The organism is Microbacterium sp. NPDC057741 (genome assembly GCF_042798735.1).
Taxonomy (GTDB): Bacteria; Actinomycetota; Actinomycetes; order Actinomycetales; family Microbacteriaceae; genus Microbacterium.
Genome location: NZ_JBHVJW010000007.1, coordinates 42,504 through 66,210 on the forward strand (window position 1 = coordinate 42,504; position 23,707 = coordinate 66,210).

23 protein-coding genes, 1 pseudogene and 1 riboswitch are annotated in these 23,707 nt (G+C 69.1%); of the genes and pseudogenes, 11 read left to right on the forward strand and 13 right to left on the reverse strand.

Annotated features, from left to right (window positions below; translation table 11 throughout):
* Positions 1-6: 6 nt before the first annotated feature.
* On the reverse strand, positions 7-999 hold the full coding sequence (locus ACFVDO_RS17935) for a DUF1852 domain-containing protein (protein ID WP_378859838.1): 993 nt from the start codon (positions 997-999) through the stop codon (positions 7-9).
* A gap of 120 nt (positions 1,000-1,119) precedes the next feature.
* On the opposite strand from ACFVDO_RS17935, the gene ACFVDO_RS17940 reads away from it, so the two are divergent.
* Complete coding sequence (locus ACFVDO_RS17940; RefSeq protein ID WP_378859839.1) at positions 1,120-2,061, forward strand: LysR family transcriptional regulator; 942 nt, start codon at positions 1,120-1,122, stop codon at positions 2,059-2,061.
* 41 nt (positions 2,062-2,102) lie between these two features.
* Here the strand turns inward: ACFVDO_RS17940 and ACFVDO_RS17945 are convergent.
* Positions 2,103-2,546: pseudogene (locus ACFVDO_RS17945) on the reverse strand (6,7-dimethyl-8-ribityllumazine synthase); the annotation flags it as partial.
* A 7-nt stretch (positions 2,547-2,553) separates the two neighbouring features.
* Positions 2,554-2,698, reverse strand: a riboswitch (FMN riboswitch).
* Positions 2,699-2,861: 163 nt separating this feature from the next.
* Here ACFVDO_RS17945 and ACFVDO_RS17950 point away from each other — a divergent pair.
* From ACFVDO_RS17950 to ACFVDO_RS17970, 5 genes are read left to right on the forward strand one after another with little or no spacing between them, the layout of a single operon-like run.
* Positions 2,862-4,022 (forward strand): peroxidase-related enzyme, encoded by a 1,161-nt coding sequence (locus ACFVDO_RS17950; protein ID WP_378859840.1) that lies wholly within the window; start codon positions 2,862-2,864, stop codon positions 4,020-4,022.
* Between the two features lie 37 nt (positions 4,023-4,059).
* A complete protein-coding gene (locus tag ACFVDO_RS17955; protein WP_378859841.1) occupies positions 4,060-5,151 on the forward strand; it encodes an ABC transporter substrate-binding protein in 1,092 nt (363 codons plus the stop codon).
* 2 nt (positions 5,152-5,153) lie between these two features.
* The gene (locus ACFVDO_RS17960; RefSeq protein WP_378859842.1) at positions 5,154-6,341 is read left to right on the forward strand and encodes a FecCD family ABC transporter permease; all 1,188 of its coding nucleotides are present in this window, start codon (positions 5,154-5,156) and stop codon (positions 6,339-6,341) included.
* Positions 6,338-7,120, forward strand: coding sequence for an ABC transporter ATP-binding protein (locus ACFVDO_RS17965; RefSeq protein ID WP_378859843.1), 783 nt, complete (start codon positions 6,338-6,340; stop codon positions 7,118-7,120). Before ACFVDO_RS17960 ends, ACFVDO_RS17965 begins: the two co-directional genes overlap by 4 nt.
* Entirely contained in the window at positions 7,120-9,111 is a 1,992-nt protein-coding gene (locus tag ACFVDO_RS17970; protein WP_378859844.1) for an FAD/NAD(P)-binding protein, read from the forward strand. Before ACFVDO_RS17965 ends, ACFVDO_RS17970 begins: the two co-directional genes overlap by 1 nt.
* 30 nt (positions 9,112-9,141) lie before the next feature.
* On the opposite strand, the gene ACFVDO_RS17975 is transcribed toward ACFVDO_RS17970, so the two are convergent.
* A complete protein-coding gene (locus ACFVDO_RS17975) occupies positions 9,142-9,522 on the reverse strand; it encodes a VOC family protein (protein ID WP_378859845.1) in 381 nt (126 codons plus the stop codon).
* Between the two features lie 128 nt (positions 9,523-9,650).
* On the opposite strand from ACFVDO_RS17975, the gene ACFVDO_RS17980 reads away from it, so the two are divergent.
* Positions 9,651-10,166, forward strand: coding sequence for a GNAT family N-acetyltransferase (locus ACFVDO_RS17980; RefSeq protein WP_378859846.1), 516 nt, complete (start codon positions 9,651-9,653; stop codon positions 10,164-10,166).
* Here ACFVDO_RS17980 and ACFVDO_RS17985 read toward each other — a convergent pair.
* Complete coding sequence (locus ACFVDO_RS17985; RefSeq protein WP_378859847.1) at positions 10,154-10,438, reverse strand: hypothetical protein; 285 nt, start codon at positions 10,436-10,438, stop codon at positions 10,154-10,156. The two genes, ACFVDO_RS17980 and ACFVDO_RS17985, sit on opposite strands and share 13 nt — an antisense overlap.
* A gap of 151 nt (positions 10,439-10,589) precedes the next feature.
* Here ACFVDO_RS17985 and ACFVDO_RS17990 point away from each other — a divergent pair, with 151 nt between their 5' ends.
* Positions 10,590-11,018, forward strand: coding sequence for a VOC family protein (locus ACFVDO_RS17990; protein ID WP_378859848.1), 429 nt, complete (start codon positions 10,590-10,592; stop codon positions 11,016-11,018).
* Positions 11,019-11,021: 3 nt separating this feature from the next.
* On the opposite strand, the gene pgi is transcribed toward ACFVDO_RS17990, so the two are convergent.
* Positions 11,022-12,701, reverse strand: coding sequence for a glucose-6-phosphate isomerase (pgi, locus tag ACFVDO_RS17995; RefSeq protein WP_378859849.1), 1,680 nt, complete (start codon positions 12,699-12,701; stop codon positions 11,022-11,024).
* A 61-nt stretch (positions 12,702-12,762) separates the two neighbouring features.
* On the opposite strand from pgi, the gene ACFVDO_RS18000 reads away from it, so the two are divergent.
* Genes ACFVDO_RS18000 through ACFVDO_RS18010 form a run of 3 tightly spaced genes read left to right on the forward strand, consistent with a single transcriptional unit; the run spans position 12,763 to position 14,921 of the window.
* Positions 12,763-13,692 carry an aldo/keto reductase family oxidoreductase gene (locus tag ACFVDO_RS18000; protein WP_378859850.1) on the forward strand — a complete coding sequence of 310 codons (930 nt, stop codon included), beginning with the start codon at positions 12,763-12,765 and terminating at the stop codon, positions 13,690-13,692.
* Positions 13,689-14,537, forward strand: coding sequence for a sulfurtransferase (locus ACFVDO_RS18005; protein WP_378859851.1), 849 nt, complete (start codon positions 13,689-13,691; stop codon positions 14,535-14,537). Before ACFVDO_RS18000 ends, ACFVDO_RS18005 begins: the two co-directional genes overlap by 4 nt.
* A 9-nt stretch (positions 14,538-14,546) precedes the next feature.
* The gene (locus tag ACFVDO_RS18010; protein WP_378859852.1) at positions 14,547-14,921 is read left to right on the forward strand and encodes a PLD nuclease N-terminal domain-containing protein; all 375 of its coding nucleotides are present in this window, start codon (positions 14,547-14,549) and stop codon (positions 14,919-14,921) included.
* 6 nt (positions 14,922-14,927) lie between these two features.
* Here ACFVDO_RS18010 and ACFVDO_RS18015 read toward each other — a convergent pair whose 3' ends face one another.
* The 8 genes from ACFVDO_RS18015 to ACFVDO_RS18050 all read right to left on the reverse strand — a co-directional run bounded on the left by ACFVDO_RS18015 (position 14,928) and on the right by ACFVDO_RS18050 (position 23,594).
* Positions 14,928-15,899: an epimerase gene (locus ACFVDO_RS18015; RefSeq protein WP_378859853.1), complete on the reverse strand. Its 972-nt coding sequence runs from the start codon at positions 15,897-15,899 to the stop codon at positions 14,928-14,930.
* Positions 15,896-16,504 (reverse strand): DUF4166 domain-containing protein, encoded by a 609-nt coding sequence (locus ACFVDO_RS18020; protein WP_378859854.1) that lies wholly within the window; start codon positions 16,502-16,504, stop codon positions 15,896-15,898. Before ACFVDO_RS18020 ends, ACFVDO_RS18015 begins: the two co-directional genes overlap by 4 nt.
* A 101-nt stretch (positions 16,505-16,605) precedes the next feature.
* Positions 16,606-17,475 carry a serine hydrolase gene (locus ACFVDO_RS18025; RefSeq protein ID WP_378859820.1) on the reverse strand — a complete coding sequence of 290 codons (870 nt, stop codon included), beginning with the start codon at positions 17,473-17,475 and terminating at the stop codon, positions 16,606-16,608.
* Positions 17,465-18,364: a serine hydrolase domain-containing protein gene (locus ACFVDO_RS18030; protein WP_378859821.1), complete on the reverse strand. Its 900-nt coding sequence runs from the start codon at positions 18,362-18,364 to the stop codon at positions 17,465-17,467. Before ACFVDO_RS18030 ends, ACFVDO_RS18025 begins: the two co-directional genes overlap by 11 nt.
* Positions 18,361-19,659, reverse strand: a complete 1,299-nt coding sequence (locus ACFVDO_RS18035; protein ID WP_378859822.1) for an exo-beta-N-acetylmuramidase NamZ domain-containing protein — start codon at positions 19,657-19,659, stop codon at positions 18,361-18,363. Before ACFVDO_RS18035 ends, ACFVDO_RS18030 begins: the two co-directional genes overlap by 4 nt.
* 28 nt (positions 19,660-19,687) lie before the next feature.
* Positions 19,688-21,499: a glycoside hydrolase family 3 protein gene (locus ACFVDO_RS18040; RefSeq protein ID WP_378859823.1), complete on the reverse strand. Its 1,812-nt coding sequence runs from the start codon at positions 21,497-21,499 to the stop codon at positions 19,688-19,690.
* Between the two features lie 107 nt (positions 21,500-21,606).
* Entirely contained in the window at positions 21,607-22,605 is a 999-nt protein-coding gene (locus tag ACFVDO_RS18045; RefSeq protein ID WP_378859824.1) for an NYN domain-containing protein, read from the reverse strand.
* Positions 22,605-23,594 (reverse strand): Gfo/Idh/MocA family protein, encoded by a 990-nt coding sequence (locus ACFVDO_RS18050; RefSeq protein WP_378859825.1) that lies wholly within the window; start codon positions 23,592-23,594, stop codon positions 22,605-22,607. Before ACFVDO_RS18050 ends, ACFVDO_RS18045 begins: the two co-directional genes overlap by 1 nt.
* Positions 23,595-23,707: the final 113 nt, after the last annotated feature.

Genomic DNA, 23,707 nt, shown 5'->3' on the forward strand with positions numbered 1-23,707 from the left:
GGCCGGTCATGCGACTCGAGCGGGGCGCTTGGCGGCCCAGTGCTCCAGGACGCCGCGGTGGGGCTTGATGAAGTGCTCCTCCGTGTACTTGCCCTGGGTGACCGCGAGCTGACTGCGCTCGACGCGGTCGTAGGAGATCTGGGTCCGCGAGTAGTCCTGCGAGTCCAGGCTCGGACGGTAGACCGATGCGGCGGCCGAGTTCGCGTTGTAGATCTCCGGGCGGTAGATCTTCTGGAACGTCTCCATGGTGCTGATCGTGCTGACGAGTTGCAGATTCGAGTAGTCGCCCAGCAGGTCGCCACGGAAGTAGAACGCGAGCGGCGCCACGCTGCCGCGCGGCATGAAGTATCGCGCCTTCAGGCCCATCTTCCCGAAGTACTCATCGGTCAGCGAGTAGGCGTCCTGCTCGTACTCGTCGCCGAGCACCGGGTGGTGGTTTCCGTTTCGCCGGTAGGTCTTGCTCGTCGACACGCTGATGCAGACGACGGGGGACTGCGGGAAGCGCTCCTGGTAGGCGGCCGAGTCGAGGAAGTGCTGGAACAGCTTCCCGTGCAGGTCGCCGAAGTCGTCGGGGACGGACGGCCCGGTCGGGCCGACGCCCGCCGCCGGCAGCACCACGCTGAAGTCGAAGTCCCGCACGAAGGACGAGAAGTTGTTGCCCACGATCCCGTGCTGGCGGATGCCGGTGCGCCGGTCGACGACGTGGGTGTCGAGGACCTCGATGAGCGGGAACTGCCGATCCGCGCCTTCCGCAGTGAAAGTCAGCTGCGCGGAGATGATCTCCAGCTCGACCTCGTAGCGGTCACCGTTCGGGTTGTCCCAGCGCGCGAGATCGTTGAACCGGTTGTTGATCATCGTGAGGGTGTTGCGGAGGTTCTGCTGACGGTGCTCGCCGCGGGCCAGGTTGGCGAAGTTCGTGGTGATCCGGGAGTTCTCCGAGGGGCTGTAGTCCTCGTCGAAGCGGGTGGTGGTGATGCTGAAGGTGAAGTCGTCCGCCATGGTGGCCAATCCTGAGGGTGGGGGCCGCGCTCGGCCTCTGGAAGCAGTCCCTCCATCGTGCGGTAGCCCGCCGGATATCGGGTAACTTGTATCGACTATGCATTCATATAGTGTTTTCCTATGGCTAACGCATCGAGCGGTCTGACCCTGCAGCAGCTGCGGTACTTCATCGAGGTTGCGGCCGAGGGGTCGATCTCGGGTGCCGCCGACGTGCTCTACGTCGCCCAGCCGACCATGTCGGCGGCGATGAAGGATCTTGAAGCCCGAGTGAGCCGTCCCCTCCTCGTCCGCTCCGCCCGCGGGGTCACGCTCACCGATGACGGTGCGGAGTTCCTCGGATATGCACGACAGGTCATCGAGCAGGTGGAACTCCTCGAGCAGCGCTACCTCGGCCGACCACCGTCACGGCGCCTGCTCGGGGTGTCTGCACAGCACTACTCCTTCGCGGTGGACGCCCTCGTGCGGATGGTCAAAGCCACGGAAGCGGCCGAGTACGAGTTCTCGCTGCGAGAGACGCGCACCTGGGACATCATCGAGGACGTCCGGACGCTCCGCAGCGAAGTCGGCATCCTCTACCGGAACGACTTCAACCGCAGGGTGATCGACAAGCTGCTCCGGGACTCGGGGATGGCGTTCCACCCACTCTTCCTCGCCAGCCCGCACATCTTCATCGCCCGGAACAATCCGCTGTCCGCTCAAGCGCGCGTCACACTCGACGATCTCGCGGACCTGCCGCGGCTGACTTTCGATCAGGGGGCGAACAACTCGTTCTACTTCGCCGAGGAGATCCTCTCCACCCTGTCGAGCAGACAGGAGATCCGCGTCGCGGACCGCGCCACGATCTTCAACCTCATGATCGGGGTCGGCGGCTACACGATCTCGACAGGCATCATCAGCGACGAGCTCGATCCGGAGATCGTCGCGATCCCGCTCGACGTCGACGAGCGCATCGAGATCGGTTGGATCGGCCATGCGGCGATCCCGCTCACCGAACTGGCACAGCGCTATCTCGATGAGGTGCGAGCCGTCGTCGCCGGTTTCGGCGTGGAAGTGATCGGCTGATTCGCGGGGCAGCGCCGGGATCCGGCACTGCCCCGCCCCGTTCACCGGGGGATCGACGCGAGACTCGTGATCGTGGCCGACACGGCGTCGGCGAGCTCTCGGCCCTTCACTGCGAAGTGCCGCGTGAAGTACTCGCGGTGCTCGGAGTGCTCGTGGAACTGGTGCGGCGTGAGCACCGCGGAGAACACCGGCACGTCGGTGTCGAGCTGCACGCGCATGAGTGCGTCGACGACGGTCGCGGCGACGAAATCGTGGCGGTAGATCCCGCCGTCGACGACGAGCGCACTCGTCGCGATCGCGTCGTAGCGGCCGGTCTGAGCCAGGCGCTTCGCGTGCAGCGGGATCTCGAACGCGCCGGGCACGCGGTGCACGTCGACCTCTGTGACGCCGAGTTCGGTCAAGCGCTCGAGGAACGCGGAGACCGCCTGCTCGACGATCTCGGCGTGCCACTGCGCGGCGATGATGGCGATTCTGGGCATGGTGGACTGCTCCTTCTGTCCTCTCTCATCCGGACTGTGACCGTCGGCTCCGGAATCGCACCGGATCGGCGGTCCCCACCATGGGGACCGTTCGCGGGCTGGCGCGGACTGGCCGCGACACCGCCGGTGGGGAATCTCACCCCGCCCTGAGGACAGGTCGACGCTATCACCGGGATCGACGACGCTGCTCCCGACGGCGGAGCCGGCATCGTGCCTTTTGTTACGTAACCTGATTTCCCGAGGTTACGCGGCCGCTGGCCACGAAATACCTGCCCTCCTAGCGTGAAGGACATCCCCTTCACCGACCCGAGGAGCACGAGCGTGACCACCACCGTCGACGGCCTGGCCGTGCTGCTGGGGCGGGCCGCTGGGGCCGGCGAGCTGCCCGTTCGTGATGAGGTGCTCGCGCACACCCGCGCGGCTTACACCGCACTCTACGAAGCCCCGCAGGTTCTCCCGACGACGACTCTGCACGCGCTCGCCGCGCTCGTCGCCCGCCATCAGGGCGGAGCCGAGCTCGCCGCGCACCACGCGGCCCTTGCCGACCCGGCCGTGCTCGAGGACGATCGTCCGTTCGACCCGAAGCTCCGCGCGATCATCGAGCACGTCGAGCTGGTCACCGTGTCGCCAGGACTCGTGACCCGCGACGATCAGCTCGCACTGCAGGTCGCCGGCGTCACCGCCGACGAGATCGTGCTGATCAGCCAGGTCGTGGCCTACGAGAGCTACCTGCTGCGCGCGCTGCACGGGCTCGAGGTGCTGGGCGGACGTCGCCCGGCCCGCTATGAAGGCGCCGTCCGCGAGACGGTCGCGCATGGCAGGACGCACACCGCCGAGACACACACCTACCTGGGCAGCGTGATCCCGCAGCACTTCACTCGCGAAGTGCTCGCCTGGGAGCCGTGGGTCCCCGCCATCGAGGTCGCCGACCTGACGGACGAACAGGTGGAGTCGTTCGCGGCCAAGGCCACCACCAACTCCGAGTACTTCCGACTGCTCGCCCGGGTGCCGGCGGTTCTGAAAGCACGGAGCGCCCTCGACAACGCCGTGTTCCTGGGCCAGGACGGGCTCCCGCGCGGGGAGCGCGAGCTCGCGGCCGCCGTCACCAGCAAGGTGAACGGCTGCATCTACTGCGCCTCTGTACATGCGCGCAAGGCGGAGTTCCAGACCAAGCGCGCCGACGACATCGACCGTCTCCTCGCCGTGCAGCTCGAGCGCGACGCTGACGACGTGGCCCTCGGAACCGACACGCTGGCCGAGGGGCAGGACGAGCGCTGGGTCGCCGTCATCCGCTTCGCCGCGCGCCTCTCCGAGCTCACGCCCACGGCGACGCCCGACGACATCGCTGCGCTGCTCGCGGTCGGGCTCGACTCCGACGAGATCTCGGATGTCGTGTTCTCGACAGCGTTCTTCGCGTGGGCGAACCGCTTGATGCTCAGCCTCGGCGAGCCTGCCGTTCCCGGCAGCCGCGTCGAGGCCTGACTCCGCATCCTGCTCGCTCCACCCCGAAGGAATCCCGATGTCGAACGCACTCACCTCCCGTCCTGCGCGGACGATCCAGCTCGCGCTGCTCGCCGGTGCCACGGCCGCGCTGCTCACCGGCTGCGGCACGATCACCCCCGAGGCCCCCGCAGCCGCCGAACAGGACGCCGCCATCACGGTGACCGATGACCAGAACCGCACCGTCACCCTGGACGGGCCCGCCAAGAAGGCCGTCGTGCTGAACAGCTACGGCAACGAGTTCGTCCGCGCGATCGGCGCCGGCGACACCGTCGTCGGCGTGGACAGCGTCTCGCTGGAGCGACTGCCCTTCCTGCCCGTCGACGAGTCTGACGTGATCGCCCAGGGCCTCAACGAGCTCAACTACGAGGCGATCGCCGATCTCGACCCCGACGTCGTGATTTTGCCCCGCAACGCGCCGTGGGAGGAAGCGGCGACGCAGCTCAAGGCGTTCGACATCCCCGTCGTGGTCGCGACGGCGTGGGACTACGAGGTCTTCGACGACACGATTGACCTGCTCGGCGAGGTCTTCGGCAAGGAGAAGGGCGCCGACAAGGTGAAGGCGTTCCACAGCGAGATCACCGGCGTGCTCGACGAGCACCTCAGTGGCGTCGACACGAAGCCGGTGTATCTCGAGACCGTCGACCCGTACCTCACCGTGCTGCCGGGCTCGGGATTCCACGCCCTCATCGAGGCGGCCAAGGGCGAGAACATCTTCTCGGATGCCGCCGGCGGCGATGCGCAGGAGGAGTTGACGGTGGAGCCCGCGGAGGTCGTCGTGCGCAATCCCGCGCTGATCCTGCACGAGTACGAGCCGGCTGCGACGCCAGTGGACCCGGCGAAGTTCGCCGCTACGCGTAAGGAGATCTCCTCCAGGCCCGGATGGACCGGTGTCGACGCCGTCGCCGACGACCAGGTCTACGTCGCCAGCGGCTACGCGACCAGTGCTCTCGCGAAGTCGATCGGTGCGCTCTACCTCGCGAGCTGGCTGCACCCGGAGGAGTTCGAGGACGTGAACCCCGACGACTACCTCGAGCGCTGGATCACCGAGTTCCAGGACACCGACTTCGCCGGTGTCGACGCCTACATCAGCACGCCCGCGGGATCCTGAGCATGACGCAGTCGACACTGCCGACGGACGCTCCGGCGCGGGGGACCGCGCCGGAGCCCGCGTCGTCCGACTCCGAGCGAGCCGTTCCCGTGCTCGCCCCCGAAGAGGGCGAGACGGATGCCGGCACTCGTGACGGCCATCGGCGCCGCACGCTTGCCGACCGTCTGTCCCGTGCCCGCGCGATCACCCTGATCATCGCGGTGGTCCTCACCGTGCTCGCCATCGGCGTCTCGGTGGTCATCGGGTCGGCCGGCATCACACTCGCGGATGTCTGGAGGTCGGTGCAGCTGGCGATCTTCGGCGGCACGCTGCCGGCCGACTTCGCCCGCACCTTCTCGATCATCACCGAGCTGCGCTTCCCGCGCGCGCTGCTCGCGTTCATCGCCGGGGCAGGCCTGTCGCTGGCAGGTGCGCTCATGCAGGGGCTGCTGCGCAACCCGCTGGTGAGCCCGTTCACCCTCGGCGTGTCGCCGGCCGCAGCCTTCGGCGCCGCGCTCGCCATCACGATCTCGGGCGCGACGACCCTGCCCGCGTGGGTCATCATCCTGAGTGCCCTCGGCGTCTCGCTGGCGGTCTCCGCGCTCGTGCTCGGCCTGGCCTCGGCCAAGCGGATGGCGGTCGCCACCCTGCTGCTGCTCGGCATCGCGATCACCCAGCTGTTCGAGGCACTGACAGCCGGTCTGCAGTTCGTGGCCAGCGAGAACACGCTGCAGGCGATCGTGCGCTGGACGTTCGGCTCCGTGAATGACGCCACCTGGAACGACGTGCAGATCGTGGGCGCCATCGTGCTGGTCGCGCTGCCGGTGACGCTCTGGTTCGCCAAGGATCTGAACGCGGTCGCCTTCGCCGGCGACGATGCGGCCAAGAGCCTCGGCGTGAACGTGACCGCGCTGCGGGTCGGACTGATCGGCGTCTCGGTGCTGCTCGCCGCCGTGGTGGTCAGCTTCTGCGGAGTGATCGGCTTCGTGGGCCTGGTCGGCCCGCACATCGCCCGGCTCATCATCGGATCGGATCACCGCTATCTGCTGCCGTTCTCCGTGCTCACCGGCGGGCTCCTGCTGCTCGTGGCCGACACCGTCGGCCGCACCATCCTCGCTCCGGCGGTGATCCCGGTCGGAATCGTCGTGGCGTTCATCGGCGCACCGATCTTCATCAACCTCATCCTCACGCGCAGGAGCAGCCTCCGATGAGCCTCGAGATCACCGACATCGAATTCTCGTACCCCGGTCACAAGGTGCTGAAGGGCGTCTCGCTCGAGGTGCAGCAGGGCAGCTTCTGCGCACTGCTGGGGCCGAACGGCTCCGGCAAATCGACGCTCACGAAGATCCTCGCCGGGGTGAACCGTCCGAGCACCGGACGGGTGCGCTTCGATGGCGTGGACCTGCTGGCGCTGCGTCGCCGCGAGCACGCCCGCACCGTCGGCTATGTGCCGCAGTCCGCCGAGGCGCCGTTCGACCTCACCGTGCGCGAGGCCGTGCTGCTCGGCCGCACACCGCACTACGGCCTGCGGCCAGGGCGCAAGGATTGGCAGAAGGTCGATGACGCCATCGAGCTGCTCGGCCTGACGGAGCTCGAGGGTCGGCGGCTGTCCGAGCTGTCCGGGGGTCAGGCGCAGCGCGCCATCGTTGCTCGCGCGATCGCGCAGGACACCAGGCTGCTGCTGCTCGACGAGCCCACCAGCGCCCTCGATCTGCGGTACCAGGTCGAGACGCTGCAGCTGGTCCGCTGGATCACCCGGCAGCGCGGCATCACCGCACTCATCGCGATCCACGACCTGAACCACGCCGGTCGCTTCTGCGACCAGACCGTCCTCCTCAATGGCGGTCGGATCGTGGCATCCGGCTCCCCGCTCGAGGCTTTCGAGGCGGAACTGCTGCGCGAGGTGTACGGGCTGGATGTCACCGTCGAGGAGCGCGACGGCTACGCCGAGGTGCGTCCCGTCGTGCACGAGCTGGAGTACCAGATCTGATGTCTGTGGCGGAGGGCGCGGAGGCCGTCGACGTCGTCATCGTCGGCGGCGGTCCGCGCGCGGTCGCGACGGTCGAGCGCCTGGATGCGCGGGCGCGAGCGGCGGATGCCGCACCTCTCACCGTCGTCGTCATCGACGCCGTCGAGGTCGGCGCCGGGGCGACCTGGCGCACCGATCAGACCGCGCAGTTCCTGAACAACACCACTTCGGATGCGACGACGATCCACCCAGACTCCTCGACCCCGATCGACGGTCCGCTCGGCGACGGGCCGACCTTCGTCGACTGGGCGCGCGAAGTGAGCGTGAGCGGTGCGCATGAGGTCGCTTGGGTGGTTGCGGAGGCGCAGCGGATCACCCCCGGCTCCTTCCCGACCCGCCGGTTGCAGGGCGTCTACTACAACGACCAGCTGGCACGTTCGGCGGAGCGAGGCGGGGTGGGCCTGACCCGGGTGCTCGGCGCGGTCGTCGATCTCGAGAACGACGGCGACGCGCGGGTCGTCCGCCTCGCCGATGGACGGGAGTTCCGTGCGGGCGCCGTCGTACTCGCCCAGGGGATGGTGCAGGCCGAGGCATCCTCATCAGTGCGTGCCTTCGCCGACGATGCCGCTCGACTCGGGCTGCTCTACATCGATCCGGGCATGCCCGCGGAGAAGCCGTGGCATCTCGTCCCGTCCGGCGAGCCGGTGATCGCGCAGGGGCTCGGCGCGAACTTCTTCGACGTGGTCGCCGAGTTGACCGCAGGCCGCGGTGGGCGCTTCGAACCCGTTGCGGATGATCCGCGCGGGCGACTGCGCTACGTGCCGAGCGGTGCGGAGCCGATCGTGCATGCGGCGTCGAGTCGCGGCGTTCCGTACCGCTCGAAGGGCGACTTCGGCGACGGGCCGATGGTGAAGTACGCGCCGTCGATCGCGACCGGCGAGTGGTTCGACCGGGTGCAGGCGGCGCCGGAGAGCTCCGTCGACTTCGCGGCCGAGGTGTGGCCGACGATCGCCGCCGAACTCGGCTTCGCCTGGCTGCAGGCCGTCGAGGCACGCCATCCCGGCGCAGTGCTCGGTGGTCTGGACGGTGCACGCGACGCGCTCATCCTGGCCGCCGCCGCCGACGCGGCATCCGTCGGCGAGCGCGCTTGGGCCGCTGCCGTTCCGCACACGGATGCCGCGCTCGCCGCCCTCGTCGCCGAGCCGGTGCTGCGGTTCCGCATTGAGGAGCTGCGCCGCCCGACGCTCGGACGGGCCACGCGACACGGCGAGTGGGACGCGCACGTCTCCAGGCTGGTCGAGGACGAACTCGACTCGCTCGCCGATCCCGCGGGCAGCCCGCGTCAGGCCGTGAACCTCGCGATGGGTGCGCTGCGGGGCCGGGCGTCGCGCCTCGCAGTGCAGGGCGTGCTGACGGCGCGGTCGCAGGTGCGCGACATCCAGGGGTGGTTCAATGCCGACGGGCTGTTCCTGGCGAGCGGTCCGCCCGCTTCGCGCGTGCGGGAGGTGCTCGCACTGATCGAGGCCGGCGTCGTCCGGCTGATCGGGCCCGAGACCTGGATCACCGTCGACGAGGAGAGCGGAGCGTTCCGCGCCCGCTCGGCGATCACCGGCAGGGATGTCACCGCCCGGTCGCTGATCGAGACGCGCATGTCCAAGGGCAAGGTCCCGAACACGAGTGATCCGCTGCTGCGGTCGCTGCTCGACCGCGGGGATGCCCGGATCCACACGCTGCGTGACGCCTCGGGAACATTCGAGACGGACAGCGTCGAGGCGATCCCTCGTCAGCACTCGGAGCATCCGCTCTCGCTGGTCGATGCGGTGGGGCGGCCGGATCCGCGCGTGCTCGTGCTCGGCATCCCGGCGAACAGCACGCAGCCCGGCAGCGCGATCGGTGCGGCGCCCGGTGTGCCTTCGCCGCTGCTCGCCGGCGCCGACCGCGCCGCCGCGGTGATCCTCGGCCTGCTCGCCGAGGCGGGTGCGGCTCAGCCGCTCGAGGTGCTCGCGCGCTGAGCGGTACGGGGCGAAGCGAGGCTCAGCTTCTCAGCCCTGGGCGCCGTAGTCCGGGATCTGCTGCAGAGTCCAGGCGTTGCCGTCCGGGTCGTCGAAGGTGACGAACCGGCCCCAGGGCTGCTCGTCCACGCCGTCGGCGGGGACGCCGAGGCTGCGCAGATGGGCCAGAGCCTCGTCGGCGTCCGGCACTACCACCTGGATGCTGTCCTGCTGTCCCGGCTCGAGGTCGCCGCCGATACCGGTGCCGAAGGCGATGGAGCAGGCTGATCCCGGCGGCGTCATCTGCACGAAGCGCAGCTGGTCGTTCACCTGGTGGTCGTGATCCGCGTTGAAGCCGATCTTCACGTAGAACTCCTTCGCCCGGTCCACATCGGTCACCGGTACGTGGATCAGCTCGATCTTCCAGTCCATGTCACACGCTCCTCCGCGGCGGCAGTCCGTCTCCCGCCAGCAACCACACTAGGCACCGCTGCCGACACTTCGACAGGCGCATCGCGTCACGGCGATCGGATGTCGGAGGCGAGGAGGATGCTGGCGGCATGGACTCATTGCGACTCCGCCCCTGGCAGGCCGAAGACCTCGGTCTGCTGCAGGCGGCGAACACCTCGGAGATGACAGCGCATCTGAACGGCCCCGAGACCGAGCAGCAGGTGATCGATCGGAACGCCAAGTACCTGCGGCTGTGGGAGGAGGGTACGGCGAGAACTTTCGTCATCGTCGACGAGCAGGGGCATCCGCTCGGCTCGATCGCGCATTGGGGCGCGGAGTGGCGCGACCAGCCGGTCCGTGAGGCCGGGTGGTTCGTGCTTCCCGAGGCGCAGGGACGCGGCGTGTCCTCCCGAGCGATCGAATTGCTGATCGAGGATGTGCGGGATCATCGCGGCGACGCACGATACCTGACCGCGTACCCCTCGGTCGACAACGCCGCCTCGAACGGAGTCTGCCGGCACGGCGGCTTCGAGCTGATGGGCACGAAGACCGACCAGTTCCGCGGCGCTGATCTGACCTTCAACGAGTGGGTGCTCGACCTGGAGAGCCTGCCTCAGAGTCCCTGATGCGCCGCCCAGCGCGCGCCGGCCGCAGTCGCCGCGCCGGTGATCAGCGCGTCGATCTCTGGGGAGTGCTGCACGTTGAACGACACGTAGGCGCCGCGCCCGCCGGCGACCGGCCGTCCATACGCCTTCGCCGCGAGCATCCCGTCCGGCAGCAGCCGTACGGTGATCGACTGCAGTTCGAAGCGTTCGCCTCGGCGCTCGTCCTGCCAGCGCAGCTCCTGCGGGATGCTGACGTTCAGTGCGAGCGCGCCGATCTCGATGCCGTCGTCCATCCACCGAGGGTACCCGCACCGGAATTGGCTGTCGCGGAGAAGAGCGCGGGAGTAAAATCGCGCCCGAGGGGCACCCGTCGTACGCCCTGATCGCCGTGGCGCTGCGCTGGGCCGGCGTGCGGATGTCGAGGCCCCTTGTTTGGGGATCATCATGTTCGAGAATCTCACGGCCATGGCCGTGCTCCCGGCGAAGGACCTCGGGCGCGCGAAGCAGTGGTGGCGCGACGTCCTGGGACGCGACCCGGTGTTCACCGACGAGATGTCCGGGAACGCGTTCTACGACGTCGGCGGAACCATCGTGCTGGTGTACGCGACCGACTTCGCCGGCACCGCGCAGAACACCGCGCTCACCCTCGAGACCGACGACCTCGACCGGGATGTCGCGGCGCTGCGCGACCGCGGCGTCGTGTTCCACGACTACGACTTCCCCGGTCTGAGGACCGTCGACGGGATCGCCGATCTCGGCGGGGAACGCAGTGCGTGGTTCAGCGACAGCGAGGACAACATCATCGCGCTCGGTGAGCCGACGGCGGAGATGCGTGAGCTCGCCAGGGCGGTCCGCTCCGGCGCGGCGGGGTGACGCTCAGTTGCGGTGCGCGCGGTAGTACGCCAGGAGCGCCTGGGTTGACGCATCCTGCGTGGCCACGGCATCCGCGTCACCCTCGATCGCCGGGGCGATCTGCAGGGCGAGCTGCTTGCCCAGCTCGACACCCCACTGGTCGAAGGAGTTGATGCCCCAGATCGTGCCCTGCGTGAACGTGATGTGCTCGTAGAGCGCGATCAGCTGGCCGAGCACGGACGGCGTGAGCGCCGGCGCGAAGATCGACGTCGTCGGACGGTTGCCGCTGAACGTGCGCGCCGCCACCAGTGCGCCGGTCGTGCCCTCGGCCTCGACCTCTTCCGCGGTCTTGCCGAAGGCGAGCGCCTTCGTCTGCGCGAGGAAGTTCGCCAGGAACAGTCCGTGCACGTCGCGGCCGTCGTCCTGCAGCGGATACGCCGGGTTCACGAAAGCGATGAAGTCGGCGGGGATCAGTCGCGTGCCCTGGTGGATCAGCTGGTAGAACGCGTGCTGGCCGTTGGTCCCAGGCTCGCCCCAGAACACCTCGCCGGTGTCGGTCGTGACGGGGGACCCGTCCCAGCGCACGGACTTGCCGTTGGACTCCATGGTGAGCTGCTGCAGATACGCGGGGAAGCGGCTCAGCTGCTGCGCGTACGGCAGCACCGCGTGCGACTGCGCGCCGAGGAAGTTCACGTACCAGACGTTGAGCAGCCCCATCACGACCGGCACGTTGCGCTCCAGCGGCGTGGTCCGCACGTGCTCGTCGACGGCGTGGAACCCGGACAGCAGCTCGCGGAACGCGTCGCGGCCGAAGGTGATCGCCAGCGACAGGCCGATCGCCGAGTCCACCGAGTAGCGTCCGCCGACCCAGTCCCAGAACCCGAACGCATTCGCGGGATCGATGCCGAAGGCGGCGACCTTGTCGAGCGCGGTCGAGACGGCGACGAAGTGGTGCGCGACGGCGTCCTGCCTGCTCGCGTCGTCGTCGGAGATCGCACCGGATGCCGCGAGGCCGGCCCACAGCCAGTCCCGCGCGAGACGCGCGTTGGTGAGCGTCTCGAGAGTGGTGAACGTCTTCGAGGCGACGATGAACAGCGTCGTCTCCGGGTCGAGGTCGGCGGTCTTCTGCGCGAGGTCGGTGGGGTCGATGTTCGACACGAACCGGGCCTGGATCCCGGCATCCGCGTAAGGCTTGAGCGCCTCGTAGACCATCACCGGGCCGAGGTCCGAGCCGCCGATGCCGATGTTCACGACGTGCGTGACTCGCTTGCCGGTGACACCGACCCAGTCGCCGGAGCGCACGCGGTCGGCGAAGACGTACAGGGCCTCGAGCACCTCGTGCACGTCGGCGTCCACGTCCTGACCGTCGACGACCAGCGTCGGCTCGGCATCGATCGGACGACGCAGAGCAGTGTGCAGCACCGCGCGGTCCTCGGTGGTGTTGATGTGAGTGCCCTCGAGCATCTGCGCGTAGCGCTCCGCGACGCCGGTCTGCTCGGCGAGCCGCACGAGGGCATCCCGGATCTCGTCGGTGACCAGGTTCTTCGACAGGTCGACGTGCAGGTCGGCCAGGTCGAGGGTGAGACGCTCGACCCGCTGCGGATCGGCATCGAACCAGCCGCGCAGGTCGGGCGAGAAGGACTCCCGCAGCGAGGTGAGGTCCGCCCAGGCGGAGGTGCGCGTCGGGTCGATCGGAGCGTTCATCCCCTCACGGTAGCGCGCCCCGGCATCCGTGACATGAACGTTGCGGAGTAGCGTTGTCATCATGAAGACAGTGCCGTTCGGAACCCAGACCGCTCCCGCCGTCATCGCCGGGATGATGCGCATCCCCGACAAGACGGATGCGGAGGTGCGGGAGCTCTACGACACCGCCCGGGAAGCGGGCGTCGACTTCTTCGACCACGCCGACATCTACGGCGGGGCGATGCATGTCTGCGAGGACCGGTTCGCCTCCGCGCTGAACCTCAGCGCCGCCGAGCGGAGCGAGATCACCATCCAGACCAAGGCCGGCATCGTGCCCGAGCACCAGATGTTCGACTTCTCGTACGAGCACCTCGTCGCGCAGGTGGAGGGCTCGCTGAAGGCGCTGCGCACCGACTACATCGACGTGCTGCTGCTGCACAGGCCGGACGCGCTCGTCGAGCCGGAGGAGGTCGCGCGCGCGTTCGACGAGCTCAGCGCCTCGGGCAAGGTGCGCGCCTTCGGCGTCTCGAATCACACGCCCCGCCAGATCGATCTGCTGCGCACCGCGGTCACGCAGCCGCTGATCGCGAACCAGCTGCAGCTGTCGATCACGCACTCGCCGATCATCGCGCAGGGCGTGGCCTCGAACATGGACGGCGCCGTCCAGAGCGTCGTGCTCGACGGCGGCGGCATCGTGGACTACTGCCGCATCAACGGCATCACGATCCAGGCCTGGTCGCCGTTCCAGGCCGGATTCTTCAACGGCGTGTTCCTGGACAACCCGGACTACCCCGAGCTGAACGCCGTGCTCAGGCGCCTGGCCGCGAAGTACGACGTGACTCCGCTCGGCATCGCCACCGCGTGGATCACGCGGCACCCGGCGAACATGCAGGTCGTGCTCGGCACGACCACCCCGCAGCGGGTGGCGGATGCGGCGGCCGGAGCCGACGTCGAGCTCACCCGTCCCGAGTGGTACGAGCTGTTCCGCACCGCCGGACACATCGTCCCGTGAGTCCGATCATCTCCGCGGCCGAGTTCCGCGCTCTCGTCGAGGACGGCGAGGTGCGCGTTCTCGACGCCCGCTGGAAGCTCGGCCGCGACGACGGCCGCGACCAGTACCTCGCCGGGCACGTCCCCGGCGCCGTGTTCGTCGACGTCGAGGGCGAGCTGTCCCGGCATGCGGACCCACGTGAGGGACGCCATCCGCTGCCCTCCGACGACGCTTTCGCGGCTGCGGTGCGCCGTTGGGGCGTGCGCGCAGGCGTGCCGGTGGTCGTCTACGACGACGCCGGGATGCTGGCCTCGTCGCGTCTGTGGTGGGCGCTGCGGCGCGCCGGCTTCGCCGACGTCCGCGTGCTGGACGGCGGCTGGAAGGCGTGGCTCGCCGGCGGCGGGGAGGTGCAGACCGAGGAGGACCAGGTCGAGGCCAGCGACATCCAGGTGGATGCTCCGGGCGATGCGGGTGCGATCGACACGGCCGGAGCCGCTGCATGGCCGGAGACGGGTGTGCTCGTCGACGTGCGCGCCGCCGAACGATACCGCGGTGAGACCGAGCCCATCGACCCCGTCGCAGGGCACGTGCCAGGCGCGGTCAACCTGCCGATCGTGCAGCTGCTGACCGAGGACGGCCGGTTCCGGCCCGCCACGGACATCGCCGCGGCGTTCGACGAGGTCGGTGCGACGGCGGACATTCCGGTGGCGGCATATTGCGGATCGGGCATCACCGCGGCGCAGTTCGCCCTCGCCGGCGCCCTGATCGACCGCGAGGTGACCGTGTATCCGGGCTCGTGGAGCGCGTGGTCGAACCGTCCTGAGCTCCCGGTCGCGACCGGTTCTGCGTCCGAGCCCACGCCTTAGACTGAGGGCATGCCCGTGCTCTCGATTCTCGTCCTCGTTCTGACGGTCGTGGCGCTGATCGACATCATCACCCGCGACGACTCGCAGGTGAAGCACATGCCCAAGCTCGTGTGGATCCTGCTGGTGGTGTTCCTGCCGCTGATCGGCGGCATTCTGTGGTTCGCGATCGGACGGGAGTACCCCGAGGGCGGCATCCGGCTCGGGCGTGAGCGGTCTGAGCGGCCTGCCAAGCAGCAGTCGTCGGCGCCCGTCGCTCCGGCGCATCCGGTGGACACGCGCAGCACCGAGGAGCAGATCGCCGACCTCGATCGCGAGATCGAGGAGTGGCGCCTGCGCGACGAGATCGCCAAGCGCAAGAAGGAGCAGCCGGGCGACGAGGCCTGAGCCTGCTCAGGCAGCGGCCGGCTCGAGGCCGAAGGAGGCACGCACCGCCTCTTCAAGATCCGGGTGTCGGAACCTGTATCCGGCTGCAGTGAGCGTCTCAGGCAGCACCCATCTGCTCTTGAGGATCAGCTCGGTCTCAGTGCGGATGCCGACGGCCCCGAGCTCCAGCATCCACCGGGGCATCGGCGGGCCGAACCGCACACCGAGCACGCCCCGGACTGTCGCCATGAACTCCGCGTTGTCGACCGGGTTCGGCGACGCCGCGTTGACCGGCCCCGAGAGCTCGGGGTGTGACTCGAGGAAGTCGACGATGCCGACGATGTCGTCGACATGCACCCAGCTGAACCGCTGCCGACCCGCACGCGCACCAGGGAAGTGCGCGGTGCCGGCCTCGCGGCGGCGGCGACCCACCGGCCAGGGGCCGTCGTGCTGCGCACCACCGAGTCCGACCCCGGCCAACCGGCGCAGTGTGGCGAGCACGCCGCCGTCTCCCAGCACGATCGTGCTGCGCAGAGCCACGCGGCGAGTCGCCGGCAGAGGGTCGGCGAAGAGCGCGCGCTCCCAGGCCTTGGCGACTTCGACGGAGAATCCGGTGCCGAGCTCGCCATCCGTCTCGGTCATCGGCCGGTCTTCGGCGTGCCGGTAGATCGTCGCGGTGGACGAGTTCACCCAGAGTGCCGGCGGTGCGGCGGCGCCGGCGATCGCCCGGCTGAGCGCGGCTGTCGTGTCCAGGCGCGAGGCGAAGATCTCGGCCCTGTTCTCGGGGGTGTAACGGCAGTTCACGCTCTTGCCTGCGAGGCCGATCACCAGCGCGGCGCCGTCGACCGCCGCATCGATGCCGGACTGATCCGCCCAGGTGAGGTCGGCACCGGAGCGGGAGACGGTCACGACCTCGCGGCCCGCTGCGCGATGGTGCGCAGCCAGGTGCCGGCCCATGAAGCCCGACGACCCTCCTATCACGACTCTGCCACCGCTCATCGTGCGTCCTCCTCGATCCGATAGGCGAATGTCCCGCCGTACTCGTAGACACGGCCGATCAGCGGGCCGTCGATCGTGACCTCGACGCGCTGCGTGCCGGTCGCGGAGTCGTGCGCCTCGCGCAGTCGCACGACGGGCGAGAGGATGCGGGGGACGCGAAGCCTGAGCCTGCCGACCCGCAGACCGACGGCCCGGCTGCGCAGCACCACGGCGCCATCGACCACACTTGCCTTGAAGCTCGCGCTCACTGTCACGGGTTCGCCCAGCTCGTCGATGAGGTGGCCGCTCGGTGCCAGGCTGACGCGGTCGTGCATGGTCCAGGAGCCGCCGGGCAGCCGAAGCATGCGTGCCGCCGTCGCCCGGCCCGCCACGACCCGGTTCTCGACGCGGAAGGGGATGCCGGCGTGCCAGCCGGCGATGAGGACGCCGCGCCGCTGCAGCAGGCGCAGGAAGGGCGCCAGCCACGTGCGCCGCGTTCCGATCCGGTCGAAGACGCCCTCGCCTATGCCCACCTGCCCGGCGCCGACTCCCGAGAAGTACGCCTGCAGCGTCGGATGCAGTTCGCCCAGGTGCGGACCCAGCGCAAGCGCGTACGGGGATGTCATGACACCAGAGTATCGCCTTATTTGAACATGTTCAAGAAAATCGAGCGCGCAGACTCGCGCCCCGCGGCATCCGAAGATGCCGCGGGGCGCGAATCCCGCTGTCAGCGAGTGACCTCGGTGAACCCGTCCGCGGTGAACGCGGCACGGTCCGCCTCGCCGTTGAGCACCACGCGACGGCCGTCGCGCAGCATCACACCGTCGACGAACGCGCCGCGCCCCTGGGTGTTCGGATCGGTGGTGTACCGCCAGCGCAGTTCGTTCGTGCCGGCGGGCAGAGCGGCGGTCGCCTTGCCCCAGTCACGATGGCCCTGGTTGTCGAAGGTGCCGTCGGTCTCGACGGTGCGATCGGGGTACCGCACCGTGTAGGGCACGAGCGCCCAGGTCGCACCGCCGTCCGACGACGCCTCCAGGGCGAAGATGTCGGTCTCCTCCAGATCGGCGAACACGTCGAAGGAGAGCGACAGGTTCCTTCCCGCGGGGACGGCGACCGAGAGCGTGTGCTCCGCGGCATCCTGCGTCCCGCCGAACCACTCCGTCCTGCCCTTCTGCGGCGAGACAGCCAGCGCCTCAGCGAGGCCCTGTGCGATCGCGCGGCGTGACGGGTTGTTGGAGCCCCAGTCACGGCTGGGGTGAACCCGGTTCGTCAGCAGCACTGCGAAGGAGCGCGAGCGGAAGTCGATCACGATCGACGTCCCGGTGTACCCGGTGTGGCCCGCCGTGGTGCCCGAGCTGAGTCCACCCATGTACCAGAGCTGGTTCAGCTCGAACCCCAGGCCATGCGAGTCACCGGGGAACGCGGTGTTCTCATCGGTGATCATCGCCTGCACGGACTTCTCCGACAGGATCCGTTCGCCGCCGTAAGTGCCGCCGTTGAGCATCGTCTGCGCCAGGATCGCCATGTCGTGCGTCGTGGAGAACACGCCGGCGTGACCGGCGACCCCGCCCAGGCTCCAGGCGTTCTCATCGTGCACCGACCCCCAGACCATCCCGCGGGCGGGGGGAGACCTGGTACTCGGTGGCGGCGATGCGCGGCTTCAGGCTCGCATCCGGGTTGTACCCGGTGTCGACCATCTTCAGCGGATCGGTGATGCCCTCTGCGACCAGCACGTCGAGCGGTTTTCCGGTGAGTCGCTCGGCGAGCACACCGAGGGAGATGAGATTCAGGTCGGAGTACTCGTACACCGTGCCCGGCTTGTTCTTCACCGGGACGTCCATCACGGCCTTGATGCGCGACGCCTTGTCCGGATAGTTGCTCCACAGCGGCAGCCAGCTCACCAGACCCGAGGTATGCGTGAGCATCTGCCGGATCGTGATCGTCTCCTTGCCGCCGTTCGCGAACTCCGGGATGTAGCTGCCGTAGGTCGCGTCGAGGTCGACGAGGCCCTTCTCGACCAGCTGCATGATGACGATCGAGGTGAACAGCTTGCTCACCGACGCCATGTCGTAGATGGTGTCCTGCGCAGCCGGAATGCGCTGATCCTCGGGCAGCTTGGTGGTGCCGTCCTTGTACAGCAGCGAATAGCCGGTGGCGTGCTCGCTGACGATGCGGCCCTGATGGCCCATCACCCCGACTGCCGACGCGTACATCGGCTTCGCCGCGGGATCGGTCGGGGCGGCGAAGCCGTCGATGGCCTTCCACGCCGCATCGATCGGCGCCGGATCAAGGCCGACGGCCTTCGGGGTGCTGTCGCGCAGGGTCGTGCTGCTCTTCATGAATCCCTCGAACGGCTGATCGAACTGACCGGTGCGGGCGCGCCCCGTGGCATCCGCGAACGCCGGCGTGAGCGCTCCCGTCGCCAGCAGGCCGGCGGTGGCGAGACCTGCCAGTGCGATCCCGACCCTCCTCGTGCGGCGCATCATCGCGGACCTCCGTACAGCAGGAACGGCTCGGTATCGTCGCGGAACTTCTGCAGCTCGGGCTGCCACGCGGCGATGATCTCCTCGGCGGATGCTCCGGCCTCGAGCTGCTCCTGGAACCGGCCGGAGCCGGTGAGCAGTCCTATCCACCGGCCGCCGTCCCCGCGCCAGTCGAACTCGGCGTAGAGCCGCCGGGCCTCGACGAGCATGTGCGTCGCGACCGCGATCGCGTCGACCTTCGCTGCATCCATGATGTGCACCTGCACGCCGGCGCAGATCACGTTGGCGTTCTTCGAGAAGGTGGGCGTGAAGTACGCCTCGCGGAACTCCACCCCCGCGAGCTTCTTGGCGTTCAGTGCCTGCGCCCAGCGGTAGTCGATGTACGGGGCGCCGATCAGCTCGAAGGGGCGGGTGGTGCCGCGGCCCTCCGACCAGTTCGTCGCCTCGACCATGCCAGTGCCCGGGTACAGCGTCGCCGTCTCCGGCGTCGGCATGTTCGGCGACGGCGGGATCCAGCGGTCGGCCTGGTCTGGTCCGACCATCTCGCGCCGCCATCCCTTCGCCTGCACGACCTGCAGGTCGTCCAGCTTCGCCACGCCCGCGCGCTCCATGAAGGTCGCGTTGAAGAACAGCGCCAGTTCGCCGACGGTCATGCCGTGCTGCTGGGAGATCTCCAGCAGCCCGACGCCTGACGTGAAGCCCTGGCGCAGCACCGGCCCGCGGGCCCTGCCGCCGATCGGGTTAGGGCGGTCGAGCACGACGAAGCGCATGCCGCCCACCTGCGACGCGGCCTGCATCGCCGTCCACATCGTCCAGATGTAGGTGTAGAAGCGCGCACCCACATCCCGGATGTCGAAGACGACGGTGTCGATGCCGGAGGTGGTGAAGAACCCGGCCAGCTTCGTGACCGTCGCCCCGTAGGCGTCGTAGACCGTGACGCCGGTGCGCGGGTCGACGGAGGTCTCCTCCGCCTCGCCGGCCTGGGCGGTGCCGCGGAACCCGTGCTCGGGTCCGAACACCGCCTTCAGGTCGACGCCGCGCGCGACCATGTCGTCGACGATGCTGGTGAAGTCCTCCAGCACGCCGGTGGGGTTGGTGATCACGCCGACCTTGCGGCCGGCGAAGATGCGCCATTTGTCGGATGCCGCGATGTCGGCGCCGGTGCGGATGCGCCGGCCGCCTGCAGCGGACGCCGACGCCGTGCCGGCCGTGGCCGAGGTGCCGGTGATCGCGACGCCGGCGGCCGTGGCCGCGGCGACGCCTGCCGCGCCGAACAGGCCGCGTCTCGAGATGCTCATGTCTGCTTCTCTCCTCATCGTTCCGGGGTCACCAGGTGAGTCCGTGGCCGAGCGGGTACAGGATCTGCGTCGGGTCGGTGCCGGAGTAGATGTCGACGGGCAGCTTGCCGCTCGGGCTGATCTCGCCGGTGATGACCTTCGCCAGCGAGGCGAGTGCGGGCATCGCGTACGAATAGGTCGCGATGTAGTCGTCCACCTCGCCGAGCTGGTTGATGTCGTACGGGGTGCCCACGCCGGCCACGACGAGGTGCGTGTCCGTGGCATCCAGAGCGGCGACCAGCGCCCGCTGCGTGCTCGCGGCCTTGACGCCGGTGGTGAGCACGACAGTGACATCCGCGTCCTGCGCGGCGGCAGCGGCCGCGGTGATCTGCGCCTGCGTCGGAGCGGTGCCCGTCGTCAGCACGGTGGTGGTCGCGCCTCGCGCGGTGAGCTGAGCGGCAAGGTTCTGCCCCGTGCTCACGCCGTACCCGGTGACGAGCACCTTCTTGCCGGTGATGCTGACCGGCAGGGCGCCGTTCTCGTTGCGCACCACGGTGGTGGTGCGGTCGGTGATCTTCTCGGCGGCTCGGAGGTTCGACCGCTTGCCCACCTTGTCCATCACCTTCGACACGTCGACGTTCGGGTGCTTCGTCACGCCCTGGTTGTACTTCATGACCAGGATGCGCTGCACCGACTCGTCGATGCGCTGCTCGGTGAGCCTGCCGGATGCCACCGCGTCCTCGACGGCGCGGTACGCCTCCTGCGGCGCAGCGGGCAGCAGCAGCTGGTCGACGCCGGCCTCGAGGGCACGGACCGCGACCTCGCCGTCGCCGTACTTCTGCCGCACGGCTGCCATCTCGAGGCCGTCGGTGACGATCACGCCCTTGAAGCCGAGGGCCTCGCGCAGCTGGCCGGTGACGATCTTCTTCGACAGGGTGGCGGGGTCGCCGCTGTCATCGAGGGCGGGCATCACGATGTGCGCGGTCATGATCGAGTCGACGCCCGCCGCGATAGCGGCCTTGAACGGCGGCGCGTCGATCTGCTGCCACTGCTCGAGCGTGTGCGTGATCAGCGGCAGGCCGCTGTGCGAGTCGGTGGCGGTGTCGCCGTGTCCGGGGAAGTGCTTGGCAGTCGCGACGATGCCGGCGTCGTCCTGGTAGCCGGCGACCGCTGCGGCGGTCAGACGCGAGACGAGGGCGGGATCGGACGAGAAGCTGCGCACGCCGATCACGGGGTTGTCCGGGTTCACGTTCACGTCGGCGTCGGGGGCGTTGTTCTGCTGGATGCCCATCGCCAACAGCTCCTGGCCGGTGATCGCCGCGGCCCTGCGGGTGTCCTTCGAGCTGCCTCCGGCGCCGAGCGCCATGCTGCCGGGGAACAGAGTCGCGGGGGATCCGATGCGGGTGACGATGCCCTGCTCCTGGTCGGTGCTGACCAGCAGGGGGATGCCGGCGCCGGCATCCGCCGCGGCATCCTGCAGGCCGTTCGAGAGCGTGGCGACCTGCACCGGGTCGGTGACGTTGTCACGCGCCGAGAACAGGATGAAGCCGCCGGGCTCGTACTCCGAGATGATGCCGGCCGCGTCGGGCTGTCCGTACAGTGCGGTGTTCCGCGCATCCTGCGTCGTGGCCGTCTGGCCGTACGCGAACAGGATGAAGAGCTGCCCGATCTTCTCCTCCAGCGTCATCGACGCCAGGATGCGGCGGGCGTACTCGGCGGCTCGATCCTTGGCGTGCGAGGCGGACTGGCCGCCCGTCGCCGGTGGGGTCTCCGCTGTCGCCGCTGTGACCGGGGCAAGCCCGACCGCCAGCGCGAGCGCCGCGGCGGTCGCGACCGACCGTCGGAAAGATATGTTTCGCATGACGCCACTCCTCGTTGAGTTTCGTCCCCAGCTTCGCCCACCCCAGGGCGTCGCCAGCCTAGCCCTCTCAGACCCGTTCTGAATAGGGGGCTAACTATTTCGGTCGCTCAGTCGCCCTTCAGTCGCACCTGTCGCTCATGCCCCGTCTCGGAGAGCTCGGCGATGTCGTCACGCGACTTCAGGAAGTCCGAGAACGACCGATAACCCAGCGCCTTTTCGCTGAAAGACGGGTCCATGCGGCGCATCTGGGTCTTGATCGTCGAGCTGTGCAGCCACTCGTCGGCGTCGGCCTTGTCGTGCCCCAGGCGCAGTGCACGGATCAGCAGCGCGGATGCCTCGATCTGCTCCTCGGAGGTCAGATCGACGTCGTCATCGACCGGTGCGGCCGGTGCCTTCTTCGTGTTCCTGCGCTTCGCTGCGGGCTTCTGCGCGGGTTCCGGATCCGAATCTTTTGTATCGGATGTTGCGGGTTCGGTCGCCTGCGGGGCATCCGCCTTGGGGGCGCTGCGCGGCTTCGCCGCGCGCTTCTCGATGATGAGTCTGTCGACGCCGGGCAGCGAGTCGTAGGACTCGAACTGGTCGCACGCGGCGGCCAGCGACTTCGCCGTGGAGCCCGCGACCCCGACGCCGATCACGTAGCGGCCGAGGCGCTTGCAGCGCTGCGCGAGCGGCACGTAGTCGCTGTCGCCGGCGACGATCACCACATGGGTGAGGTCGGGCAGCCGGAACATGTCCTCCACCGCGTCGACGGCGAGGCGGATGTCGGCGCCGTTCTTCGCGTACGCGGCGGCCGGGAACAGCTGCACCAGGTCGACCGCACGGGCGACCAGCTGCGAGCGGTACTCGGCGTTCACAGGCGACGACCAGTCGGCGTAGGCGCGAGTGAGCACCAGGGTGCCGAACGACGACGCGTAGTCGATGATCGCGCCGACATCGATGACGGCGCGGCTCAGCCGCTCGGCCACCTCGGCGTCGTGCGGGTCGTCGGCGATGCGCTGCCGGTCCTTCGAGTAGGCGTTGCGGCCGTGCACCCGGTCGTACCAGGAGATGACGATGTTGTCGAAGTCCAGGTAGACCGCGACGCGGGCATCCGTCTCGTCAGCCATCAGGCCTGCTCCTCTCCGGGGTAGCGCACCCCGATCTGGCGGCGGATCTCGTCCAGCGCGCCCATGATCTCCACCGTCTCGGCGATCGGCAGGATGTCGCCGGCGAGGTTGCCCTCGGCGACCAGGCGTTCGGCGGCGAGGGCCTCGAACTGCATGCCGCGGCCGTCGATCTCAGTGCGGTACTCCTCGAGCACCTCGCCGTCCGTCCCGACGACGCGGAACGAGGTCGCGGAATAGAACACCCTGTCGATGTCGATCCGGGCATCCGTGCCGACGATCGCCGCGGTGTTGGGCCCTGCGGCCCGCGACGAGGACAGGCTCGTCGAGACCGCACCGCCCGCGTGGGTCATGACGGTCGCGACCTCGGCATCCGCCCCGGTGTCGAGAAGACGTCCGGATGCCTGGATGCTGGTGGGCGCGCCCAGCACGTCCCAGATGAACGAGATCGGGTAGATGCCGAGGTCGAGCAGCGCGCCGCCGCCGAGCTCGAGCGCGTTGATGCGGTGCGAGGGGTCGGTGGGAAGGCTCTGGGTGTGGTCGGCCATCACCGCGCGGATCTCACCGAGAGTGCCGGCCGCGATGATCTCGCGGATGCGCACCATGTGCGGCAGGTAGCGGCTCCACATCGCCTCCATGGCGAGCAGGCCCTTCTCGGCGGCGAGGGCCTGCAGGTCCTCGGCCTCGGCGCGATTGACGGTGAACGCCTTCTCGACGAGCACGTGCTTGCCGTGCTCCAGCGCGAGTCGGGCGTTCGCGTGGTGCATCGGATGCGGGGTCGAGACGTAGATGATGTCGACATCGGGGTCGGCCACGAGCGCCTCGTAGGAGGCGTGGGCGTGCGGGATGTCGAAGGCCGCGGCGAAGGCGTCCGCAGACTCCTGCGAGCGGGAGCCGACGGCCCTGACATCGAGGCCCGCGGTGCGGAGATCGGAGGTGAAGGCGGTCGCGATGCCGCCGGTGGCGAGGATTCCCCAACGCAGTCCAGTCATGGTTTCAGCGTAGCGGGGCGCCCTTCGTCTCGTCGCTGCGCTCCTCGCTCAGGAACCGGACCCTGAGCGAGCGAAGCGAGACGAAAGGTCGGAGTCCGAGGGCCCGACACCCC

What these genes read in the sequence shown, in the direction of transcription:
- ACFVDO_RS17935 (WP_378859838.1), bottom strand. Translation starts at nt 999, where the DNA reads ATGGCGGACGACTTCACCTTCAGCATCACCACCACCCGCTTCGACGAG.
- ACFVDO_RS17940 (WP_378859839.1), top strand. Translation starts at nt 1,120, where the DNA reads ATGGCTAACGCATCGAGCGGTCTGACCCTGCAGCAGCTGCGGTACTTC.
- ACFVDO_RS17955 (WP_378859841.1), top strand. Translation starts at nt 4,060, where the DNA reads ATGTCGAACGCACTCACCTCCCGTCCTGCGCGGACGATCCAGCTCGCG.
- ACFVDO_RS17960 (WP_378859842.1), top strand. Translation starts at nt 5,154, where the DNA reads ATGACGCAGTCGACACTGCCGACGGACGCTCCGGCGCGGGGGACCGCG.
- ACFVDO_RS17965 (WP_378859843.1), top strand. Translation starts at nt 6,338, where the DNA reads ATGAGCCTCGAGATCACCGACATCGAATTCTCGTACCCCGGTCACAAG.
- ACFVDO_RS17970 (WP_378859844.1), top strand. Translation starts at nt 7,120, where the DNA reads ATGTCTGTGGCGGAGGGCGCGGAGGCCGTCGACGTCGTCATCGTCGGC.
- ACFVDO_RS17975 (WP_378859845.1), bottom strand. Translation starts at nt 9,522, where the DNA reads ATGGACTGGAAGATCGAGCTGATCCACGTACCGGTGACCGATGTGGAC.
- ACFVDO_RS17980 (WP_378859846.1), top strand. Translation starts at nt 9,651, where the DNA reads ATGGACTCATTGCGACTCCGCCCCTGGCAGGCCGAAGACCTCGGTCTG.
- ACFVDO_RS17985 (WP_378859847.1), bottom strand. Translation starts at nt 10,438, where the DNA reads ATGGACGACGGCATCGAGATCGGCGCGCTCGCACTGAACGTCAGCATC.
- ACFVDO_RS17990 (WP_378859848.1), top strand. Translation starts at nt 10,590, where the DNA reads ATGTTCGAGAATCTCACGGCCATGGCCGTGCTCCCGGCGAAGGACCTC.
- pgi (WP_378859849.1), bottom strand. Translation starts at nt 12,701, where the DNA reads ATGAACGCTCCGATCGACCCGACGCGCACCTCCGCCTGGGCGGACCTC.
- ACFVDO_RS18000 (WP_378859850.1), top strand. Translation starts at nt 12,763, where the DNA reads ATGAAGACAGTGCCGTTCGGAACCCAGACCGCTCCCGCCGTCATCGCC.
- ACFVDO_RS18010 (WP_378859852.1), top strand. Translation starts at nt 14,547, where the DNA reads ATGCCCGTGCTCTCGATTCTCGTCCTCGTTCTGACGGTCGTGGCGCTG.
- ACFVDO_RS18015 (WP_378859853.1), bottom strand. Translation starts at nt 15,899, where the DNA reads ATGAGCGGTGGCAGAGTCGTGATAGGAGGGTCGTCGGGCTTCATGGGC.
- ACFVDO_RS18020 (WP_378859854.1), bottom strand. Translation starts at nt 16,504, where the DNA reads ATGACATCCCCGTACGCGCTTGCGCTGGGTCCGCACCTGGGCGAACTG.
- ACFVDO_RS18030 (WP_378859821.1), bottom strand. Translation starts at nt 18,364, where the DNA reads ATGATGCGCCGCACGAGGAGGGTCGGGATCGCACTGGCAGGTCTCGCC.
- ACFVDO_RS18035 (WP_378859822.1), bottom strand. Translation starts at nt 19,659, where the DNA reads ATGAGCATCTCGAGACGCGGCCTGTTCGGCGCGGCAGGCGTCGCCGCG.
- ACFVDO_RS18040 (WP_378859823.1), bottom strand. Translation starts at nt 21,499, where the DNA reads ATGCGAAACATATCTTTCCGACGGTCGGTCGCGACCGCCGCGGCGCTC.
- ACFVDO_RS18045 (WP_378859824.1), bottom strand. Translation starts at nt 22,605, where the DNA reads ATGGCTGACGAGACGGATGCCCGCGTCGCGGTCTACCTGGACTTCGAC.
- ACFVDO_RS18050 (WP_378859825.1), bottom strand. Translation starts at nt 23,594, where the DNA reads ATGACTGGACTGCGTTGGGGAATCCTCGCCACCGGCGGCATCGCGACC.